At 62.8% G+C, this 18,930-nt stretch carries 21 protein-coding genes; 6 read left to right on the top strand and 15 right to left on the bottom strand.

Translation table 11 applies throughout. The features are described from left to right. Positions 1 to 181: 181 nt before the first annotated feature. The 5 genes from ON43_RS06110 to ON43_RS06090 all read left to right on the top strand — a co-directional run bounded on the left by ON43_RS06110 (position 182) and on the right by ON43_RS06090 (position 5,590). Positions 182 to 1,144: a helix-turn-helix domain-containing protein gene (locus ON43_RS06110; RefSeq protein WP_083913188.1), complete on the top strand. Its 963-nt coding sequence runs from the start codon at positions 182 to 184 to the stop codon at positions 1,142 to 1,144. Then, positions 1,141 to 1,326 carry a DUF397 domain-containing protein gene (locus ON43_RS06105; protein ID WP_040804545.1) on the top strand — a complete coding sequence of 62 codons (186 nt, stop codon included), beginning with the start codon at positions 1,141 to 1,143 and terminating at the stop codon, positions 1,324 to 1,326. Before ON43_RS06110 ends, ON43_RS06105 begins: the two co-directional genes overlap by 4 nt. 233 nt (positions 1,327 to 1,559) lie before the next feature. Then, positions 1,560 to 2,753 (top strand): DUF7373 family lipoprotein, encoded by a 1,194-nt coding sequence (locus ON43_RS06100; RefSeq protein ID WP_157513931.1) that lies wholly within the window; start codon positions 1,560 to 1,562, stop codon positions 2,751 to 2,753. Between the two features lie 8 nt (positions 2,754 to 2,761). After that, positions 2,762 to 4,072 (top strand): DUF7373 family lipoprotein, encoded by a 1,311-nt coding sequence (locus ON43_RS06095; RefSeq protein WP_157513930.1) that lies wholly within the window; start codon positions 2,762 to 2,764, stop codon positions 4,070 to 4,072. Positions 4,073 to 4,081: 9 nt separating this feature from the next. Next, positions 4,082 to 5,590, top strand: coding sequence for a serine/threonine-protein kinase (locus ON43_RS06090; protein WP_040804542.1), 1,509 nt, complete (start codon positions 4,082 to 4,084; stop codon positions 5,588 to 5,590). Between the two features lie 11 nt (positions 5,591 to 5,601). Here the strand turns inward: ON43_RS06090 and eccB are convergent, their stop codons facing one another. The 12 genes from eccB to ON43_RS44650 all read right to left on the bottom strand — a co-directional run bounded on the left by eccB (position 5,602) and on the right by ON43_RS44650 (position 16,430). Further along, positions 5,602 to 7,164: a type VII secretion protein EccB gene (eccB, locus tag ON43_RS06085; RefSeq protein WP_245568486.1), complete on the bottom strand. Its 1,563-nt coding sequence runs from the start codon at positions 7,162 to 7,164 to the stop codon at positions 5,602 to 5,604. A gap of 129 nt (positions 7,165 to 7,293) precedes the next feature. Further along, positions 7,294 to 7,626 (bottom strand): hypothetical protein, encoded by a 333-nt coding sequence (locus ON43_RS06080; RefSeq protein WP_157513929.1) that lies wholly within the window; start codon positions 7,624 to 7,626, stop codon positions 7,294 to 7,296. 48 nt (positions 7,627 to 7,674) lie between these two features. Then, positions 7,675 to 7,977, bottom strand: coding sequence for a WXG100 family type VII secretion target (locus tag ON43_RS06075; RefSeq protein WP_083913187.1), 303 nt, complete (start codon positions 7,975 to 7,977; stop codon positions 7,675 to 7,677). A 96-nt stretch (positions 7,978 to 8,073) separates the two neighbouring features. Next, the gene (locus tag ON43_RS06070; RefSeq protein WP_040804535.1) at positions 8,074 to 8,859 is read right to left on the bottom strand and encodes an ESX secretion-associated protein EspG; all 786 of its coding nucleotides are present in this window, start codon (positions 8,857 to 8,859) and stop codon (positions 8,074 to 8,076) included. Next, complete coding sequence (locus ON43_RS06065) at positions 8,856 to 9,902, bottom strand: PPE domain-containing protein (RefSeq protein WP_040804533.1); 1,047 nt, start codon at positions 9,900 to 9,902, stop codon at positions 8,856 to 8,858. The genes ON43_RS06070 and ON43_RS06065 overlap by 4 nt, the downstream gene beginning before the upstream one ends. 17 nt (positions 9,903 to 9,919) lie before the next feature. Further along, positions 9,920 to 10,231, bottom strand: coding sequence for a PE family protein (locus ON43_RS06060; RefSeq protein ID WP_051177986.1), 312 nt, complete (start codon positions 10,229 to 10,231; stop codon positions 9,920 to 9,922). 32 nt (positions 10,232 to 10,263) lie between these two features. After that, positions 10,264 to 11,604: a hypothetical protein gene (locus ON43_RS06055; RefSeq protein WP_040804532.1), complete on the bottom strand. Its 1,341-nt coding sequence runs from the start codon at positions 11,602 to 11,604 to the stop codon at positions 10,264 to 10,266. After that, positions 11,601 to 11,915 carry a hypothetical protein gene (locus tag ON43_RS06050; RefSeq protein WP_040804529.1) on the bottom strand — a complete coding sequence of 105 codons (315 nt, stop codon included), beginning with the start codon at positions 11,913 to 11,915 and terminating at the stop codon, positions 11,601 to 11,603. The genes ON43_RS06055 and ON43_RS06050 overlap by 4 nt, the downstream gene beginning before the upstream one ends. A 109-nt stretch (positions 11,916 to 12,024) precedes the next feature. Continuing rightward, positions 12,025 to 12,312, bottom strand: coding sequence for a YbaB/EbfC family nucleoid-associated protein (locus ON43_RS06045; RefSeq protein WP_040804591.1), 288 nt, complete (start codon positions 12,310 to 12,312; stop codon positions 12,025 to 12,027). Positions 12,313 to 12,788: 476 nt separating this feature from the next. Then, positions 12,789 to 13,574: an ESX secretion-associated protein EspG gene (locus ON43_RS06035; RefSeq protein ID WP_040804527.1), complete on the bottom strand. Its 786-nt coding sequence runs from the start codon at positions 13,572 to 13,574 to the stop codon at positions 12,789 to 12,791. Beyond that, entirely contained in the window at positions 13,571 to 15,382 is a 1,812-nt protein-coding gene (locus tag ON43_RS06030) for a hypothetical protein (RefSeq protein WP_040804524.1), read from the bottom strand. Before ON43_RS06030 ends, ON43_RS06035 begins: the two co-directional genes overlap by 4 nt. A 46-nt stretch (positions 15,383 to 15,428) precedes the next feature. Next, on the bottom strand, positions 15,429 to 16,430 hold the full coding sequence (locus tag ON43_RS44650; protein WP_157513928.1) for a hypothetical protein: 1,002 nt from the start codon (positions 16,428 to 16,430) through the stop codon (positions 15,429 to 15,431). A 72-nt stretch (positions 16,431 to 16,502) separates the two neighbouring features. Here ON43_RS44650 and ON43_RS06020 point away from each other — a divergent pair, with 72 nt between their 5' ends. Further along, positions 16,503 to 17,249, top strand: a complete 747-nt coding sequence (locus ON43_RS06020) for a hypothetical protein (protein WP_040804517.1) — start codon at positions 16,503 to 16,505, stop codon at positions 17,247 to 17,249. A gap of 60 nt (positions 17,250 to 17,309) precedes the next feature. Here ON43_RS06020 and ON43_RS06015 read toward each other — a convergent pair whose 3' ends face one another. From ON43_RS06015 to ON43_RS06005, 3 genes are all read right to left on the bottom strand, one after another. Beyond that, a complete protein-coding gene (locus ON43_RS06015) occupies positions 17,310 to 17,657 on the bottom strand; it encodes a toxin-antitoxin system YwqK family antitoxin (RefSeq protein ID WP_040804587.1) in 348 nt (115 codons plus the stop codon). 17 nt (positions 17,658 to 17,674) lie between these two features. Further along, positions 17,675 to 18,319: an immunity 49 family protein gene (locus ON43_RS06010; protein ID WP_167333415.1), complete on the bottom strand. Its 645-nt coding sequence runs from the start codon at positions 18,317 to 18,319 to the stop codon at positions 17,675 to 17,677. Between the two features lie 199 nt (positions 18,320 to 18,518). Continuing rightward, positions 18,519 to 18,902, bottom strand: coding sequence for a hypothetical protein (locus tag ON43_RS06005; RefSeq protein WP_051177981.1), 384 nt, complete (start codon positions 18,900 to 18,902; stop codon positions 18,519 to 18,521). Positions 18,903 to 18,930: the final 28 nt, after the last annotated feature.

The raw sequence follows: 18,930 nt of genomic DNA, 5'->3' as shown, positions 1-18,930 counted from the left end.
CCCATGTATCCCAATGCATTACGACATCCCCTTCGAATGCGTATCGCTGATCTTGGTCTGTTTTCCGGCGGCTGCGCGCTTTCGCCAACTCCAAGTAGACACCCTCGAGGGCCTGGAAATTGAGTACACGGTGAACTGTCCACGAACTAGAATGAGGTGTCCACGGTGAGCGGTATCGCCCATGGACACAGCGATTTTGGACAAATCCATCGTGAACACTTATCCAGATAGCGAGACTAACAAAATGGCCGGACTGGCTGCTTCTCGCGTTGCATTCGGTACATACATTCGCGAACTGCGAACCCGCAGTGGCAAGAAGCCACTGGCGGCCGGTGTGGAAATCGACAAGTCGCGACAGACCGTCGTGCGGATGGAGAACGGGTACCCGACGAACGCGAGCACGAACGACATCGAGCGACTGCTCGGGTTCTACGGAGCATCACCCGAGGACAGGGATGAGGCACTGCGGCTGTGGCGGGAGATGCGGGCCGAGGAGAAGATCGCTCAGCAGCAAGGTGATTCGCGAGGCTACTGGCAGCCATATGCCGATCAGGTCGTCGCTCACATGCCTCGCTATCTGCGACTGGAAGCGGCTGCCAACCGGGTGACCAGCTACCAGTCGGTCCTGGTGCACGGGCTCTTGCAGACTTCGGACTACCGACGCGCCATCGCCCTGATCGATGAGCCGGACCTGTCGACCGTCGACGCCGAACGACGGCTCGAACTCGCGGTTCGCCGACAAGAAAGGCTCAACGACCCCAACTTTCACCTCGAGCTGCTCATGTCCGAGTCGGTACTCCGCCACCAGCCGGGTGGCCCGGCGGTCATGGCCGGGCAGTTGAGCCGGCTGGCCGAAGCCGGCGAGCACGACAACATCAGCATCAGACTCATCCCCTTCGACGCGGGATCTCATCGCGGCCTGACGGTCCAGCCGTTCACCCTCATCCAGTTCCCGCCCCTGAGCCGCGATGTCGCCGACGCCCCGGTGGTCTACCTCGAAAGCGGATCGGCCGGCGTCTACCACTCCAAGCCCGAACTGGTCGGTGAATATCAAGAGGTGCTCACCCGGGTCAGGGCGGTAGCGTTGAGCGAAAGCGACACGCTCGACGTCATTTTGAAGATCGCGAAGGAGTACGAGGCGTGAATAGTCAGCCGCGTGCCTGGTTCAAGTCGACTCGATCCAAGGCCTCCGAAACGTGCGTCGAGGTCTGCTTCGATTCCGGCCGGGTCGGCGTACGCGACTCGAAGAACGTGGGCGGTCCGGAGCTGTTCTTCGAAGGATCTCAGTGGGATACCTTCCTCCGCAGTCGCATCTGGCAGCACTGACTTCACCCGGATACCGCGTCGTCGACCTACCGCCCTGAACTGCCGACGACGCGGCACATCCCTGATCAGCCCAGACCTGTGAGAAGTCCCCCACCGGTCCGCCACGCTGCACCCACACCCCCAACCGCCCAGTACACTCTGCACACCAGAACCAAGGTCACTTGCAAATCCGGTACGGGGGGTTGTTCGACATGCGTCATGACTTAGGTCGACTACGGTCGGCCCGCATCGGAGTGCGCGCGGCAGCTGCAACAGCGCTGGCGGTTTCGGTGCTGGTTACTGCCGGGTGCGGATCTGAATCGCATGCGGCAGAGGACAAGCCGAGCGATCTCAGCAAGCTCGACACAGGCAACTACGGGACCAAGCCTCAAGATCCGACAACGTCGGATCCCGCGAAGCGTGGACGCCTGCTCGAGGGCATGCGGCTCGGCAATATCCTGCCCCTCGCCCTGGATATAGACCCGGCCCTTTCTCACAATGCGTCGGTCACGAACGTCTTCACCGAGGCGAATTCATTCGACGGCCTTCTCAACGTCGACCACTTCGCCGATGACGCGCGGGGTTTCATTGTGGGCTTCGCTACCAGCGGACGCCCCTCGGAAGATGCCAACCTCGGGTACACACTCACGAACGCTGTCATGATCTTTGACAGTGAGAGCGACGCCTCGTCTGCCGCGACTGCCCTCGCTCGCAGCGGTCTGGCGCTGAAGGTCGGCTCACAGGTCGATTCTTTGCAGTCGAGTCAACATCCTGCCGCTCAGATTATTTGGTCTCCGACCGAACAACGACTCGCTTCCTGGTATCCCACCGGGAGGTTTGTCATCTTCTCGCTGATCGATCAGGTTGAGAATCAAGCCGTGGAACAGGCTTTCGGCCTCGCTCCCGAACCTGCACCGCAGGCACTGGCCGACAAGGCCATTGACGTGACCACTGCCGCTCTGAAGAGCTTCCAGCCGACACCGCCGGACAAGCTCTCCGCCCTGCCGCTCGATCCTGACGGCATGCTCCGATTGACCCTGTCGCGCCCAGCGGGCGACCAGACTGTCGAGGCGTTCTCCGGGACCTTCAACCAACACGGCATGCTGCACATCGTCGGTAACCCAGCCGAATACAAGGCTCTGTTCGACAAGGCCGGAGTGGACAGTGTCAGCGACGGTGCGGGATTCCTGGTGCGCGCCAAGGATGCTGCTTCTGCCCAAGGCTTCCTCGACACCGTTTCCTCCTCGCGGTTCCAGCGCCGAATCGACCCGCCGGCCGGGCTCCCGACGGCCCGATGCGTGAAGTACCACGGCCCCGACGACCACGCGGCGCCTTTCCACTGCTACGTGTCGTACGGCCGGTACGCCGCGACGGTGTGGTCTCAGCAACAACAGGATGTGTATCAACGGATTTCCGCGCAATATGCAATTCTGGCCAGCAACAAGTAGGGGGGATCATGACGAATCCAGATACTCATCGGCACACTGGCAGAACTGCTTTCGGCACGCTTACCATCCTTCTGGTTGCAACCCTGCTCGCCGGATGTGGCAGTGAGGTAGCCGGAACACCGGCTGCGGAGGAAATCGATGTGCGGAAGCTCGCAGTCGGCAATTATCCAACCGATCCGCTAGATGTCCGTTTTACCTACCAGCACAATGCAAACGACGGCAGATCTATCGCGATGGCCCGGCTGGCGGACAACGTCGTTATCGGATCCGACGTCGACTCGAAGTTCAGCCACAACGCCCTGAAACAGACGATCTACCCGTTGACTTCGCCTCAGGGCGATCTGTCCCGCGTGTTGGCCGGAGCTGTCCGACCTGTGCTGGAAAGCAACGGCATGATGTTCGGCTTCTCGGCCGCCGCGAGCACCCGCGAGCTGCCAAAGTCGCACGAGCGCGATCAGTCGAATAATTTCAACCCCTTTGGCGGTGCTCTCGGTAATCCCGATGCCACCGCCTTCAACGTAACCGTGTTGCAATTTCCCGATCAGCAGCGAGCACAGACGGCTGCCGATCAAATGGAGTCGGCCGATTTCGCGGTCGCGGCAGACCAGAACGTTCATGTCACGCTCGCCAAGCAACCGGACGCCAAGGCCCATTGGCGGCCTGGCGTTCCGTCGATGGCAGCCACCTTGGCTCACGGGCAATACGTAGTGAATGTCTATGTCGCACAGCCCAAACCAGATTTGGATGAGCTGCGCGCACTCGCTGAGCAGGTCTTCGCGGCGCAATTGCCGTTGCTCGACCAAGCACCAGGGTTATCACCACACGAAATCTTCCGTCTGGACTACGATCCCGACGCTATGCTACGCAGAACTCTGCACCCCACCGTCGCATTTGAGGCCAACCCGGTCTACGAGACCGTCCATACGGCACGAGGCCATCTCCACTACCTAAGGGATCAGACGACCTGGAAACGACTGCTGGACGATAGCGGCGTCGATCGCATTTCCAACGCAAGTAGCGGTGGCCTTTTGTTCCGAGCCCACGATGTCGAGGCTGCCACCAAGTTGTGGTCCGGAATCAAAGCCACCACAAGCGGATTCGTCGAAGGACCCGCCGGCGTGCCCGATGTTTCCTGCAGCCCCAGCAAGGATGACATCGGGGACGCATGGTGGGCATATCGCAGCTCGGGAACCCCCACCTACATCTGCACTCTGCATTACGACCGTTACGTCGCTCGTGTGGCATCCATGCAACTGGGCGACGCTCAGCAGATGGCCGCTGCGCAATACAGCCTGCTGGCCAATAGTCAGTACCTGTAAGGAATCGGGATGAATATCGGACCGGGCACCATTATCCGCGGCTACCGCATCGAACGCATACTCGGGGCTGGCGGCATGGGCACCGTGTATTTGGCCAAGCATCCGGAGTTGCCACGCTGGGATGCGCTGAAGGTGCTGAGCCCGCAGTTCAGCCGGGATGCCGAATATCGGGCCCGATTCGAGAGAGAAGCGAATCTCGCCGCTGCTCTCGATCATCCGAACATCGTCTCGATCTACAATCGCGGCGAGGACAACGGTCAGCTCTGGATCGCGATGCAGTATGTGAACGGCATCGACGCGGCCGCGGCTGCCGAGCGGGATCCACAGTCGATCACTCCGTGGCGTGCGCTGCACATCGTCACCGAAGTAGGCCGGGGCCTCGACCACGCGCACCGCAGGGGGCTGCTGCACAGAGACGTCAAGCCTGCGAATTTCCTACTGTCTATGGGAGACAACGGCGAAGAGCGAGTTTTCCTGACCGACTTCGGCGTCGCGAAATCGACCGAGGACACCAACGAACTGACGCAGGCCGGCGGTTTCGTCGCCACCATCGCCTACGCATCGCCCGAGCAGTTGAGCGGACAACGGCTCGATCATCGTGCGGACATCTACAGCCTCGCCTGCTCATTCGTCCGCTTACTGACCGGCCAGAACCCCTATCCGGGAACACAACCGGCGGTGGTAATGATGGGTCACCTCAACGAGCCGCCGCCGCGAGTCACCGCGATCGATCCCACGCTTCCTGCTGCACTGGATGAAGTGATCGCGGTGGCGATGGCAAAGAACCCAGCGGAGCGATTTGACACCTGTCACGAATTCACAACCGCCTTGAAATCAGCCCTGGAGTACGGCGTTTCAGGCCTGTCGATGAACACTGTGCCGCACAACCGGCCCCCTGCGGTCTCGGCACCGCCGCCCGCAGAGTCCGGTACGACTGAGAAACCCAAGGCGCGCAAGCGCACTTTGCTTGTCAGCGGCGTGGCAGCAACCGTTATCGCTCTGGCCGCCGGGGTGGGCGTCTGGGTGACACAGCACGGATCATCGGCCTCTGCTACTCAGGGCCCGCTTGCCGACGCTCGCGCGCAAAACCCTACCTTCAAGGGCAAAACCATTGCAGTGGTGGATATCTCGGGCAAGAGCGGCTTTTCCGCGGACATGGATATCCAGTTGAAGCCAGGACCGCAATCGAAATTCCTTGAGGACCTCGGCTTCACCTACAACACCAACTGCCTTCGCAAGGGCGACGAGCCGAACCCTCGCCCGATCGCATCGGGATTCAATACCCAATACGACGCGCTCTCACCCATCTCGACGGGTTATCTGCTCGCGGTCCGCAGCGACACCGATGCGGGCGGCGGCGGTCTGGTCAACCTTCCGTCAGCAGTTTCGGGGTCCAAGGCATCTGTAATCGTCCTCGACGACCCCGCCGCCGTCGCCGCCGTCCGTCAGTGGTCGGATAACTCGGAGCAGATCCTGATCGACAAGCTGGTGCCGGTCCTCCGCAAGAGCGTCCGTTAGATCCGAGTCGATCAGGGCCCGCACGCCTTGTCGCAGCTCGGCGGCAAGGTATCCCAACTCATCTGGGCGTCCTCCGCGGACAAGGTAGGCCCGGCGACCAACGTGTTCAGGATCTGTGAGGGGGCCAGGCGGGGCTTGGACTCCAAGCCGAGAATCCCTGCGGTCTTGGCGTCCGGGATGCCGTACAGCACCCCATTGTCAGCGAGATAGAAGAGGCTTCCGAGCTCCGGACTACCCGGCTTGTTATCGGTGGCCTGTATGAATTCTCCGGTTGCCGGGGACACATAGACACGGTCGACCCGATCACCACGAGAACCGTCGGCGGTCGCCAAAGTGACCGGTGCCTGCGAGTCACTCAGCGGGTAGCGCGTACCGATCAGCAGTTGGACCTTGGCCCAGTCCGAGGGCGCTTCGGTGGCGTCCGCTTGATCTCGGCCGAAACCGTTCTTCTTCGCCCAGGTAATGCAGGCGACCGGGTTCTCCGACGCGGAGATGATCTTCGGTGAGACGGTCGGGAAGTCGTCTACCGGCAGCCCGGGGGCGATCTTGTCGTTGCCGTGCTTCTGGGGGATGCCCGCGATCGCATCCGGCGTCACCGGCACGAAGGCGTCGGCATTCTTCTGCGAGAACGTAATGAACTGAGCGGTAAACATGGACACGCGCTGAATGGCGTTGTCCAACACGACATACAGATCCGATTTGCCCGAACCATCCAGTGCCGGCACCTGAATGATGCTGCCGATCTTCACATTGCTCAGCTTGCCCTGGGCGAATTCGCCCGCACGCGGGATCGTGGGAGCAACCAGCGGCGGGACCTTCACGGCCGCGCTGACAAGATCGGACGAAATCGGTCGCGAGGTGCCAAGATCGAGTACCTGCGCGAGCGCGCCCTTGGTGACGTCGTCGTTCTGCGGGTTGATCTCGGCGACCTTGCCGTCATAGATCAGATACGTGTGGTCCTTCTGCTGGCTGTCCGTCTTCTTCGCCAGCACCGCGGACCCGGGGTCCGCCGCTTTGATGTGGTCGTTGAGCTGCAACTTCCCGGCGATGACCGTGGTCTCCGCGCCGGTCGAGGAAGCCGATCCGCCTGATGCGGAAAGCGGCACCTTGTCGCACAGCGTCCACTGAGATCCGCCGCCCTGTCCGCTGGCGGGCAAAGCGGCTGGTACGCCGGGAATTCCACGGATCGGACCGCGTGGGATCGTATTGAGCTTGCTGTCCTTCACCGATTTCGGCGACTCGGTGGTGTTCGAGAGCAAGCGGGCCGACGCGAGATTCAGCGTCGGGTACAACGTCAGCTTGGTCTTGTCATTCTTGTCCCGCACCACGGTGTAGAGCGCGCCGCTGTCCTTGCCCATCACGATGTTCGCATCGCCGACGGAACCCTGAGGACGAATGAAGGCCATGATCGCGGCGCCCGCGACCACCAGCACCGCGAGAACCGCCCCGACCATCAGGGAGCGGAACTGGGACCGCATGGGATCGTGCAGCATGCGCACATCACGGCGCACCAGCGCGTGATCGAGTCGACGCAACAGGAAGCGGTACCCATTGACCTGGGCACGGGTGGTCAATTGGGCTGGCACTAACCAAATCCTCCGTCGAACCGGAACCTACGGGCACAAAGATTACTGGGCTTCAGCCAACGACAGCGCACCCATCCTTCGCGGAAGGGTGCGCTGTCGCGAGTGGCGGCGTCCTCGTCAGGCGAAGGAGTTGCCCACCTTGGCGTCCGCCGCGAGGGCGTTCGTCAGGGCGCTCTCGACCGCGGCAGTCACAGCGTCCAGGGTCTGCAGGCACTTGTCGGCGTACGCGCTGTCCCAGTCGCGCTTCGCGGCGATGACAGCCTCCAGCGCGCCGTTCTCCGCGCCGCTGTTCGGGTTCGACCAGGCGGTCTTCAGGCGCTCGACCGCCTGGCCGAGGTCGCTGGTGGTGTCGACAGCAGCAGTGCCGTCACCGGCGACAGCAACCAGGTCGCGGTGGTACTGCCGCAGGTGCTCCGCGAGCTTGGTCATTCCCTCTTTGTCGTAAAGCATGAGTCTTCCTTTGCAGATGTTGAAAGTTGGAGTGGGCGTTAGCTGTTACTAGCCGAGGTTCGTGAGAGCCTGGTTGAACTTGTCCTGGTTCGTGATGTCCACGTTGGAGAACACGTCCGTGCCCGAGCCAACCTTCTCCTGGAACTCATCCATGGCGTGGTTCAGCTTCTGGGCCTCTTCGTCCCAGGCCACCGCGGCGGAGTTGAACGCACCGGCCGCCTCACCCTGAAAGCTGCCCTTCGAGCTGTCGACTTCCGCGGTGATCTTCTTCAGGATGTCCTTGATCGAAGCGACCACGTCCGCCATGTGGCTCTGCGCGGCCTTCGCAATTTCCGCATCATTTGCAACCATCGTCTGTACCTTGCCTTTTCTTCGGGATTGGATAGGCGATGCGTTGCGCACCACCGGTTTCGGGCAGATCAGCTGTATCGGGTCACGCGTGATCCACTACAGCCACCTCCCCCCGGGCAGCGAGTCGATCAGAGCCGAGATCGACTGCGCGATACGGTGATCACTGCCCGGTGTCAGCGTGGACCAGAGTTGCTGGTCCGGGGCGACCCCCGGTGCGGCCACGATGCGGCCCCGTGCGGTGTCGTAGACAGCGACGGCTCCGGGCGATCGGTCTGTGAGGCCGTCGGCGTAGGCGTAGGCCACGATTTCGGCGTAGGCGTGGGTGGCCGAGAGGGCGAGACCGTAGGTGGTGGCGTCGGTGTCGGGGACGCCGAGATGGTAGACGGTGCTCGCGTAGTCCTCGGAAGTCGTTGCGGTGTCGAGGCGTTCGGCCAGATCCGCGGATTCGGCGCTGAAGGCCGCGAGGTCGGCGGGCGGGCAGGGGCCGAGAGCGCCGAGCAGGGGGCGGGTCAGGGAGGCGGCGGAGCCGTCGGACCACAGCGGCTGGATGTCGAGAGTATCGCCGCGGCGGATGGCGACCGCGTGATCCTCGGCGCGGCGGGCCACGCAGACGCGGATGGGACCGTTGGCGGTCTGTACCCGCATGGCCAGTTCACGCTCGGGCTGGGCTAGGACGAAAAGCGCTGTGGCGGTGTCGGTGTCGACGTCACCGTGGGCATCGACGATGCGACGGGCGCGTAGGTCGGCGCGGGCCTGTTCCTGCGCCTGCTCCCATTCCTGGTACGACTCCTGGCGCGGGCCGATGGACAGCACCAGCGGCAGGGTCTGCACACCGAGATGCCCGGCGAGCGCGATGACGCCGTCGTTGGTCAGTGTCGTCATGCACCGGCCCCTTGACGTTCGCCGGGATCGGTTGCCGTGGTGGCGTTCTCGGAACCAGCACTGCCGGATCCGGTGCCGCCCGCGTTGAAGGCGATGTCGACCGGCGGACGCTGCGCGGCCGGGTCCAGGCCGCCGAGCACCGCGGGCGCGACCTGCATGCCGGAGGTGAGGCCCAGCTCGTTGTCGCCGGCGGGCGCGCCCACCAGTCCGGCGCGCGGGGTGTGGTCTTCCTCGTCGGTCTGGCCAGACGCACCCATCGCGGTGGGAGCCATACCGGCCCCGGTCGACTGGACAGTGACCGGCTGCGTCGTAACGCGTTGCGTCGTAGTCTCTTTGGCTTCGATCGCATTGGTGCGCAATTGGGTCATCGGCATCGGCGGCAGGTTCAGCGAGCCTAGCGACAGGTTCGGTATCGAACCCGGTGTGAGCGTGGGCGTTTCGACCTCAGCCGGGGTGGCCGGTTGCTCTGCGGGCTGCGCGGGTGTGGTGACCTGCGGCGGCGCCTCGTGCTCCCACGGCTTGGCCAGCGATTCGGTGGCGGCCTCGTAGGTCCGCATCACCCGTGCCGCAGCGGCTTTCGCGGCGTCGGCATCGGTGTCGACCTTGGTGAGGCCCGCCAGCAGCGGTGCGCCGAAGGCGAGCCCGAGCTGACCCATCAGCTGCTGCATGTCCTTGAGCTTCTCGACCTCGTCGACATCGGGCATGGTCAGCTTGGCGAGTTCGTATGCGGCCGCGTGGGATTCGGCCTGTGTGGCATTGCCGGCGGCGGCCGCGGCGGAGGCGCCGAGCCAGTCGCGCAATGCCTTGATGCGTTCGATGAAGGGACCGCTGTGCTTGGATTCCCAAGCGCTGTCCAGGATTACGAGAATGCGCTCGTACTCCAGGGCGGCCGCCGCGAAACCCGTGCTCAACCGCGCCCACGCGAGACCCGCCTCGGCGGCGGGCACCGCACCGGCGCCCGTCACCAGGTCACGCGCCAGCTCTTCGGGCGGCTTGGATTCCCAAACCGTCTCGGTGAAGCCGGGTTTCGTCGGTTCCAGCATCGAGGATGCGCCTCCGCTCAGGCGAACCCGAGGACGGACTGGTCCTCGACCTGGCCGAAGGTGTCGAACTGACTGCGCAGCGTGGTCGCCAGGTTGCGCAGCTCGGTGACGCCGTCGGTGCCCGAAGCCACGAACGACGCCGCCACCGCGTTCAGCGTCTGCGCGGCCCGCAGCGACACCTCATCGGCCCCGGCGGGCGCGAAATCCAGTTTGGCCTGCTCGACACCGAGCCCGCCCGCGAGCCGGTCGGCCAGCGCCTCGAGCTGGGCCGCGGCGTCGCGTGCGGTCGAAGCGTCGAACTTCAAACCGTCGAATGCGTTGGTGCTCATGCCAATCCTCCTGTAACCCCTGGCTATGCAATCTAGAGTGTCAGCGCCTTGTCCGGCGGCTCTTCGATGGCTTCGATGGCGCCGACGACCGGCAGGACCACACCCTCGATGAGCCCGACCACCTCGTCGCCGTGCGCCGCGGTGACCAAACCCGAACGGTCCGAAGTGGATTCCTCGTCCGCGGCCCCGGCCCGGCCCGCCGCGCCACCGGCCCCCGCCATGGTGGGCGAGGTGGTGGCGGTGGTGCGGCCATTGGCCTCGGTGGTCGTCTTGGGCACACCGGCCCCGGACGTGACCTCCCCGGTGGGAATTCGGCTGGTGCCCAGCGTCGATGCCGGGCTCGTGGTGGTCGGCGTCCCGCCGCCACCGAACAGCGTGGCCAGCGGACTGCCGCCGCCACCGGTGTCGGTCTTGGTGGTGTCCGGGTTATCGGTCTTCTTGTCGTCGGTCTTGACCGTGGTGTCCGTGGGCGTGTTCTTGTTGGTGTTGGTCTTGTTGGTGTCGGTATTGGTGTTCGTATTGCTGTTGCTCAGCGCCGAACTGATCTCCTGCGCCCCGGTGGAAACCACCGACGCACCCTTCTCGACCACCTTCTCCGCGACCGTCGGCGCGACACTGGCGATGGGCTGCAGCGCGGTGCCGACCATATTGAACAGCGACTCGATATTGGACGCGATCGGCGCGCCCGCGATCATGATCTTCGTTCCGGCCGCGATGATGTCGGTCGTGGGGCCCGCCAAGGCGACCTGGGTATCGGCCACGATGCCCAAACCCTCGAGAATTGTTTCGGTCGCGGTCTCGATCAACCATGGGAGACCAGCGGGAGTGGCCAACAGCGCGATGCTCCCGGTCACCTGAATGACGAATTTGTTGATGAGAGCCACCATCTGGGCATTGCCCGCGGCGACGACTCCCTGCGCGACGCCCAGGATGGCGTGCTGGTTCGTGCCCTGCAGGGCCACCTCGCCACTCTGCGCCTCGACCGTCTGACTCTTCGTCTGCGCGGCGAGCGCGGCATCACCGGTCCAGGTGTTCATGACCGTGCTGGTGGCGGACTTGCTCTGCGACGCAGCGGAAGTCAGCGCACTGACCATCGAGGTCAGGATGGTCGCCGGATTGAAGCCGCTGTTCAGGATTCCGCTGCCGAACGACTGCAGCATGCTGACGACCGGCTGGATCAGCGTGGTCACATCGATCGTCGGCAGCGTCGGCAGCTGGATCCCCGACAGATCCGGCAAGCTGATGGACGGCAACTGCGGCAGCTGCGGCAGTCCCAGGTTGCTCACGACATCCGCGACCGGCGTGTCGAGGTACGCACCGATGGGACTGCTGCGCAGCCCGTCGAGCACCGTCGGATTGGACGGATTCGTCACAGCACCGTCGAGAGGAAGCTGGCCGCGGAGGTGACCTCATTGGTGGCGTACGCGCCGACCGCCGCGTACGCCGTGGTCGCCGTGTCCGCGTGCACCGCCGCGATCTCCGCCGAGGACATCAGGAAATTCCCCTGCGCCACCGCGAAGGCCGCGAGGAACTGCTGCCCGATCAGGCCGAAGGTCGGCACGGCCTGCGCGAGCGCGGTACCCACATCCGCCGCGGCCGTCCCTGCGACCTGAGCGGCGATGCCGGCCTTCTCGGTGCCGTACGCCAGGATGGGCGGAAATTCCGCCGCCACGTGATCCGTCATCAGTGTCCCTCCCACTACCTTTGATCTTGCACAGACTACAAGTACGAAATCCCTTGGGCCAGTCCGCAAGGCGCAAACTCTGGCTCAAAGTTGTGTAAACAAACCGGGATTACCCGGCCACTTCCTCATTGAACCGGTTCACGATCTCCGCGCGCCGCTCGAACGCCCGCCGCGCCGCCTGCGCCGCCGTGCTCACGACGGCCTGCTCGAACTCCCCCGGCGTCATCCGCGAAACAGCGCTGCTGAACTGCAGATCCGTGAGCGCCCCATTCCCGTCGACCTCGGCCATCACAGCCCCGTCCTCAGACGTCTCCCGCCCCCTGACAGCCTTCATCTGATCCGCAAGATCCTGAAACCGATACAGCTGCCGCCGAACCTGCTCCTGCAACTCATCCATCGACGAAACCACGAGCGCCCCTCTCACACCGACCTGAGCCAGCTCTGCGGCTCATGATCGTAGTCCTGCTCCTCAACGATTTCCTGCCGAGCAACATCGGCTTCGGTGGGCAGCTTGGCCCTGGCGATAGCCTCCGCCGGAACTCCCGCCTCCTCCAACTGCTTCCGGAGAGCGAGGCCAGCCCGGTTCGCAGCCTTCTGACAGAGTCGCAGAACCTCCCCAGCCAACTGCTGCGGATCCCGATGCAACTCAGCCGATTCAACCTTCAGAGCCAACGGCAACCCTTGATTGGTAGCCCGCACCCGAATCGACCCAGACGTATTGGCAACCACCAACGAGGCCCACTCCTCCCCACCGGTGCCAGCTCCAGCCGCCCCCGACTCAGTCACTGCGAACTCCCTCCCAGTTAGCTTGGCGTAGAAGTACCATACGACAGCGACGGGGGGCCAGCGATATTCCGTCGGCCGAGATGCCAATCACCCTCGCTCATCCTTGATCGCTCGCACAACGTCCGCAATCCGCGCATTGATCAATGAGGTGGCACGGGGGGTATCGGCCGAAAACACCTGCCGTGGAGTGCCCTCGGTGATGATGTACCGGCCATCGTCCTCGAGATCACGCCATTCAAGGCGGTGACGGGTGATACCTCGGGGGCCGAACACCGATCGTCCTTGAATCACATCGATGAATCCACCCCGTTCATGCGGTGCCGCGAGGAACGCCCGGCTCTGCGCAGGGGCGGAGGAGGACACACTGTGGTCGATGATCGAGTGCCCGTATGAGTAATCCAGCTCGGTCTCAACGTTGCGTTCGGCCAGGACAATGTCGCCCTGCCGTCCACCGTCTGCCTCGGGCAGTGCTTCAGCGACCATCCGCCCGAGTTCCAGCGCATCGAACTCAGAGACGATGAATCCCTTTGCATGAATGACAGATTCGCCTGGTTCCTGGTTTACGAGAAATCCACGAGTACCGCGGCGTGCTGCCAACATTCGGACGCTTCCCGCCGGGTCGCGCTTGTCGTAGCCGTTCCAGCCCCAGACCTCGATCCTGATGTCCGCGTCTCGGATTTCCGGCAGAACGCCGTCGAACGACAAATCGCGGCGGGCACGCAGGTCTTCACGAAGCTCGGCCAGCTCCTGCACGTACCGCACCCACGACGAGGTCCGACAGGTGTACGCGAGCGGCGCCGGCAATGACTCCTCCGGCAAGTCCCGCCATTGGACGTAGAACTCGTCGTCGGTGAATCTCCAGGTGGCCTTCATTTCTCGGCCACGGGCGTGACTGCGGCCGGGGCCTCGCCGACAACCTCTTCGAAGTGCTCAGCCGACGTGAGGAAGGTCGGCCGCTTGTGCTCCTTCGACTGCCCCTGGGCACCACCAGCCTGGCCCATCGAACCCATGCCGGGCATCGACGATGCACCGCTCGATGATGTGGACGATGTGGCGATACCCGCCCTCGACGTCGACGTGAGGGTCTCCTGCTGCTCGTCAGTCGCGACAGTTGACCGGGGGAACGATTGCGACTTCGGCGATTCCGGCGACTTCGGACTCGTCGGCGTCCCTCCGGGGCTACCCGGCGTCGATCCAGGAGTGGCCGGACTGCCGCCCGGGTTCAACAACGACGACAAGTTGGTCAGCTGCTGATCGAGCTGGGTTTGCTTATCGTCCGTCTGCTTGGTCGTTTGTGCCGAGAGCTGCTGTTGAACGGTCGTCGCTACTTGCTGCGCAACCGATTCCAGCCCTTGGACGCCGGTCGACACCGCCGACGACAACTGCTGCGCCACCGTCTGAACCGTCGTCGCCACTTCCTGCGCAATGGTCTTCAGAGTGTCGTCACTGGTTGGCTGCTTCGTGGTATTCGGGTCTTTGCTGGTCGGCGACTCCGGTTGCTTGCCATCCAGGTTCGGCTGGTCGGTCGTCGGCGTTCCCGGGGAGGAGGGGGTACCCCCGCTCGGGTTGTTTCCGCCTGGGACATTGGGCTGTTGTGGGGTGGACGGCGTGAATGGGCTCACCAGAGCTGATGGGCTGGGTATCGACGGCACGGAGTTGAAGGTCTCTTGCCAGCCGAAGTGATACACCGACTGAAATATCGGGCGGAATTCTTCACACATCTTCCGCTCGTCGTCCTTGTGATCATAATGTGCGGTCGCGGCTGCCTCGCGAGTTGTCGAGATCCACCCGCCCGAGTAGTTCAGCAGATCACCCACGGCCCACATCGTTTCAACCAAGGTCGTAGCCTGGGTGATATACGAATTCAAAGCATTTATGATCGAGTCAATTCCCGGCCCAGTCCATTGCTCCTTGCTCCGCATACCGGCAATGTCCTGATTGAATGTCGCGAACTTGCCCTGAAGAAAATTTGCCCAGGACTTCCAGACCGCACCGGACTCTACGAGCTCAACACCATTCGTGATTCCAACATTGGCGAGAAGCTCGATCTGTTTGCCCGTAATACTCTGAGAAGATTCCAGGGACAGCAGGTACTGCGATTTCGATCCGGAATCCGCGGCCTGCGTACCCTTGTGGTCCGTATTAAAGTTCTTGGGAGTCTTACCATCACCCCAATCATCAGTTTTCGGAATGCCAGCCTTCGTATACCCATTGAAGCTGTAGACCGCACCCTGAATATCAGAGTATGGCGTGTCCTTGCCGTGGCTGTTCCTCAGGCTATCGAAATACTGCTTGGATTCGTCGTCTGTAGCCTTGTAACCTTTTGCGGCACACGAGAAGGCGTTACCCATCTCTTCGAGTATCTTCACCTGAGCGTTGAGCGCGTCGCCGAGGTCATTGTCGAGCTTCGAGAAGATGCTGGTCATGGCCCGGCCAGAGTCCAGTTGCCCGAAGCCCTTGTAGCCGTATCCCGTGTCGAAGGATCCCCCGAGAGGCGAGTGCGCAGTCTGCCCTTCGCTGAGCCGACCCGTCACGCGCTTGCCGGTAACGGTGGCGACGGCCGCAAGCAGGTCCGCCGCGTGTTGCGCGGCCAGATCCGCGACACCGTCATCAACGTTCAGCCGAATGGTGCCATTGAAGACCTTGTTGGAGAATCCATCCCAACTCGTCGGATCAGCCATACGGCCCGCTCCCTCCCGACTCCGACGTCATAGCGAATCCCATTGATTACGAATGCAAGTTGTCCATCGTGGCAGCAGCGACCTTCTTCAACATCTCACCGATCGAGTCATCCAAGCCGCTACCCGAATCCGTTGGCGATGCCAGTGGGTCGGGATTGGACTGCGAGAGCGTTAGTTCGAGAACAAGACCGCCGTCGCGCACGGCCACAGTGGTCACCCGCTGAGCCTTACCGGCTTCGACACGGCGGTACGCGGAATCGCCTATGCCCGACAACTTCGAGACTCGGATCGAGTCGCTCTGTGATGAATGAAACTTACTCGAGTTGAAGGATTCGAATTCAACTGCAGGATCGACCTTTTTGTGGATGTTCGCTGTCACCACAAGCGAGCCACTGGCCGAGCTGCTCTTTCCATATGTAACCAGCATCTGACAGGTCATCATGTCGATCGCCGAAGAGGTCGCGTTGTGCTCGATGGCGGGCGTGCTGGCCGAGTATCCAGCCTCCCGCAACGCAGAGACATCCGCTGCCTTGCAGAAGTTGTCGACGAGTTGATATCCGCGCAGGTCCGGCGCATCGCCAAGACTTTTGTCGCTGCTGCTTCCAGACACAGCGAAGACCCCGACAGCCCAAACCGCAGAGGCGACCAGTGCACCGCCGAGACCCCAGGCCCACCATTTCGAACCCTGTCGCCGGGGTCGTTGCAGCTGTGAGAAGTCCGGGGCATTGAACTGAGGGACCTGCTGAAACTGCTGTTGCGTCGGGTACACGGGACCAGACTGGAAAGTCGGCTGCTGGTTTCCCGACGCAGGAACCGATGTGGTTGCGCCAGACACGGTTCCGTTGTTGCCCTGTTGAGCCCCCGGTGACGACATGGCCCGACCGTACCACGGGGTATTCAACCGAGCAGACCGCGATGTCTGCCGCACATCATCGCCGGCAACCCGGTCGCCGCGGGAGATGATGCCCGTGACCAGCACAGCATTCGACTCGATGACGGCGCATGTCCGGTTCGGACGATCGTCGCTGGATCGCTGGCCAGCGGACATCGCCGCCGATTAGCGATGCATGAGGCCTGTGGATAGGCTTCGGGCGATTAGCGTTGAAATGGAGGGGATTTCATGGCTGTATTGATCGGCCTCGGTGTTGTGGTCGTCATTCTCCTGATCATCATGGCCGTGACGGGGAGGGCCGCCGACAAGAAGCACACACAGAATGTGTCGGCCAGGCTTGGGGGTTCGCCCGGGTGGCCGACGCCGACGTGGCAGAAGGATCACAAGCAACTGGGTTTGAACCCGTACTACCGGAAAAGTCTCCGCAATGATCGCCCCGTACACGGCCACGTGGAGGTTCCAGGTGTGCCAGACACGCGCCTACCCTTCGTGACCTACAGCTGCCGCCTGCAGCGCACTGAGCAAGGGATCACCAGTAGCACCACATATACGTGGGCTTTCACGGCCATCGCCATCCCCGCGGTGAATCCGAGCATCTCGGATGTGGAGATCCTGTCCACGATGCGCTCCGCATCAGGCAAGCCGGTATGGGAACCCTACTGGGAGAACCGTTCTCTGGAGGATCAGTTGTACCGGACCGGGGACCAGCAATTCGACGAGTACTTCACCGTCCACTCCCCCGATCATCACGGTGCGGCAAGCGTTTTGACGGAGCGGGTCCGCCGCGCCTTCCTGCTTCTCTACAAATTCAATCCAGCGCCCCGAGTCCGCATCAGGCAGGGAGTCCTCTTCGTCTGGGCTCGGCAGGGTGTCGGACAGGAGGTCAGGGATTCGGCCGAATTCCAGAACCTGCTGTCCGCGGCGGCAATCCTCGCTTTCGAGCTCAACGCCGCCTCTGTCGCGACAAGCCGCTGAGACTCTGATCGACGGGCAGCTGGGCCGAAACGTTTCCGAATTTCGAAGGTACGCACACGATCACCCCTCAATCGGATTGCCCGCCTCATCCCACCTCCGAACCGCGGTCAAATGTCCCCTACCGTTGAACTCCCGCTCCTCAGCGAGCTGCCCATTGTGATGCCAACTGCGCCAAATGCCCTTCGGTCGGCCGTAATCCACCTCGCCCTCGGACTTGAGCGGACCGCCAGCCCACCACTCCCGGTCAGGACCGTGCGGTACCCCAGCGACGTAGAACTCCTGAGATAGCAACTGATCGCCGATCGTTTCGACCACCTCACCCGTGAACGGCTCACCGCGGAAGGTGAGCCGTAGGTCATCGTCCGTGGCGATCTCGTGCCGACTGACGCCGTAGTCGATCCTCTGCATATCGGCATCCCTCTCCACTATGTCGGAAACTCGCCCAGCCAGCTTCGCTGCACGACATGCCGAGGCAAGTAGTCGGACTCGACATCAACCGGAAAATCGGCATCGAGGGCAAGGCAGGTCATTGCCAGCGGGCCCGCGGCAATCATGCCGGTGCGGTTGTCCCGGCGGTCGTCCTCACCCGAATCCCAATACGCGTCGTGTGACTGAAGTGCTTGCGCCAAGCTGCTATTGAACTCATCCCACTGTTCATCGAGGAATCGATAGAACAGGTCTATCGGCGGATAAAGAATCCGGAGCAGCAGGTCCGAGGGCGTATGTCTGACGTTCGCCGGATCGGTGGTGTTGAAGGTAGCCCGAAGCTTCTCCGGCAGACCGGCACCTTCGGACCAATACACCGACCCCGCAGCACGGAGCAGCTCAGTCGGGACTTCGGAGAGCATCGTCAGCCGCGCTTGATCCCGCCCCATCACCGCGTAGTAGAAGGCCGTCACCCAGTTGCCTGCATCGGCAATACCTTGCGTGGAACCTGCGGGAAGCATCAAAATCCGCTCGCCGAACCGGATTTCGACCATGCCCTCAGCGGCGGTGGCAATCGCGAAGATTGCCGACGAAGCCTGCATCACCTGTACATATGCCTGCCAGGTTTCGACCTTGCTCGCCATCGGGTCCAAGCAGGAGCGCAACCCTGCAAGCCGCAACGACGCCTGAAGAACACCCTTCAGGCGCCGTGGATGCGCTTCCACACGGCTCAGGTTGTGCTCGATCCCGTCGGTGATACTCCGGTCTTCGCGGTCCGGATCCTGGATGTCGAGGTGGTGCCTAGTTACCGCCCGGCTGCACCTCTCTGTCATAGAACGACGACTATGCGGTCGTGATTACTTGTATCGCCAGCCTTTTCGCCTCTGGACTGACCTCGCCGAGTAAGAAGTCACGAGCAACGATGTGGCGCACCAACTCCGGGTCCGGCGGAAAGGCATGTTTGCGCAGGTAATGCGATACCGCCCCGGACCAGACCCAGGCACCGTCGGTGCGGAACGTCAACGGCACGTCTCGGACCGACGGGATGAATTCGTCGACCTCGAAACTACGAGCGGCCAGGACCATCGGAGCGGAGTCGAGGTAGGCAAGGAGGCGGTCACGCAGGTGCGTGGGCAGCGAGGCCCGGACCGCGACGGGGCGGCCGTCGGCATCGCGGTGGTCGTAAACGCGTGCGAGCCTTGGTAGTTCGGCGAACTCGGCAGTCACTGTCGGAATCCTTCCGCCTGCGGCTTCG

Source organism: Nocardia concava NBRC 100430 (genome assembly GCF_000308815.1).
GTDB lineage: Bacteria > Actinomycetota > Actinomycetes > Mycobacteriales > Mycobacteriaceae > Nocardia > Nocardia concava.
The sequence above is the reverse complement of the archived record's forward strand: the minus strand, read 5'-3'. Positions and strand labels throughout refer to the sequence as shown.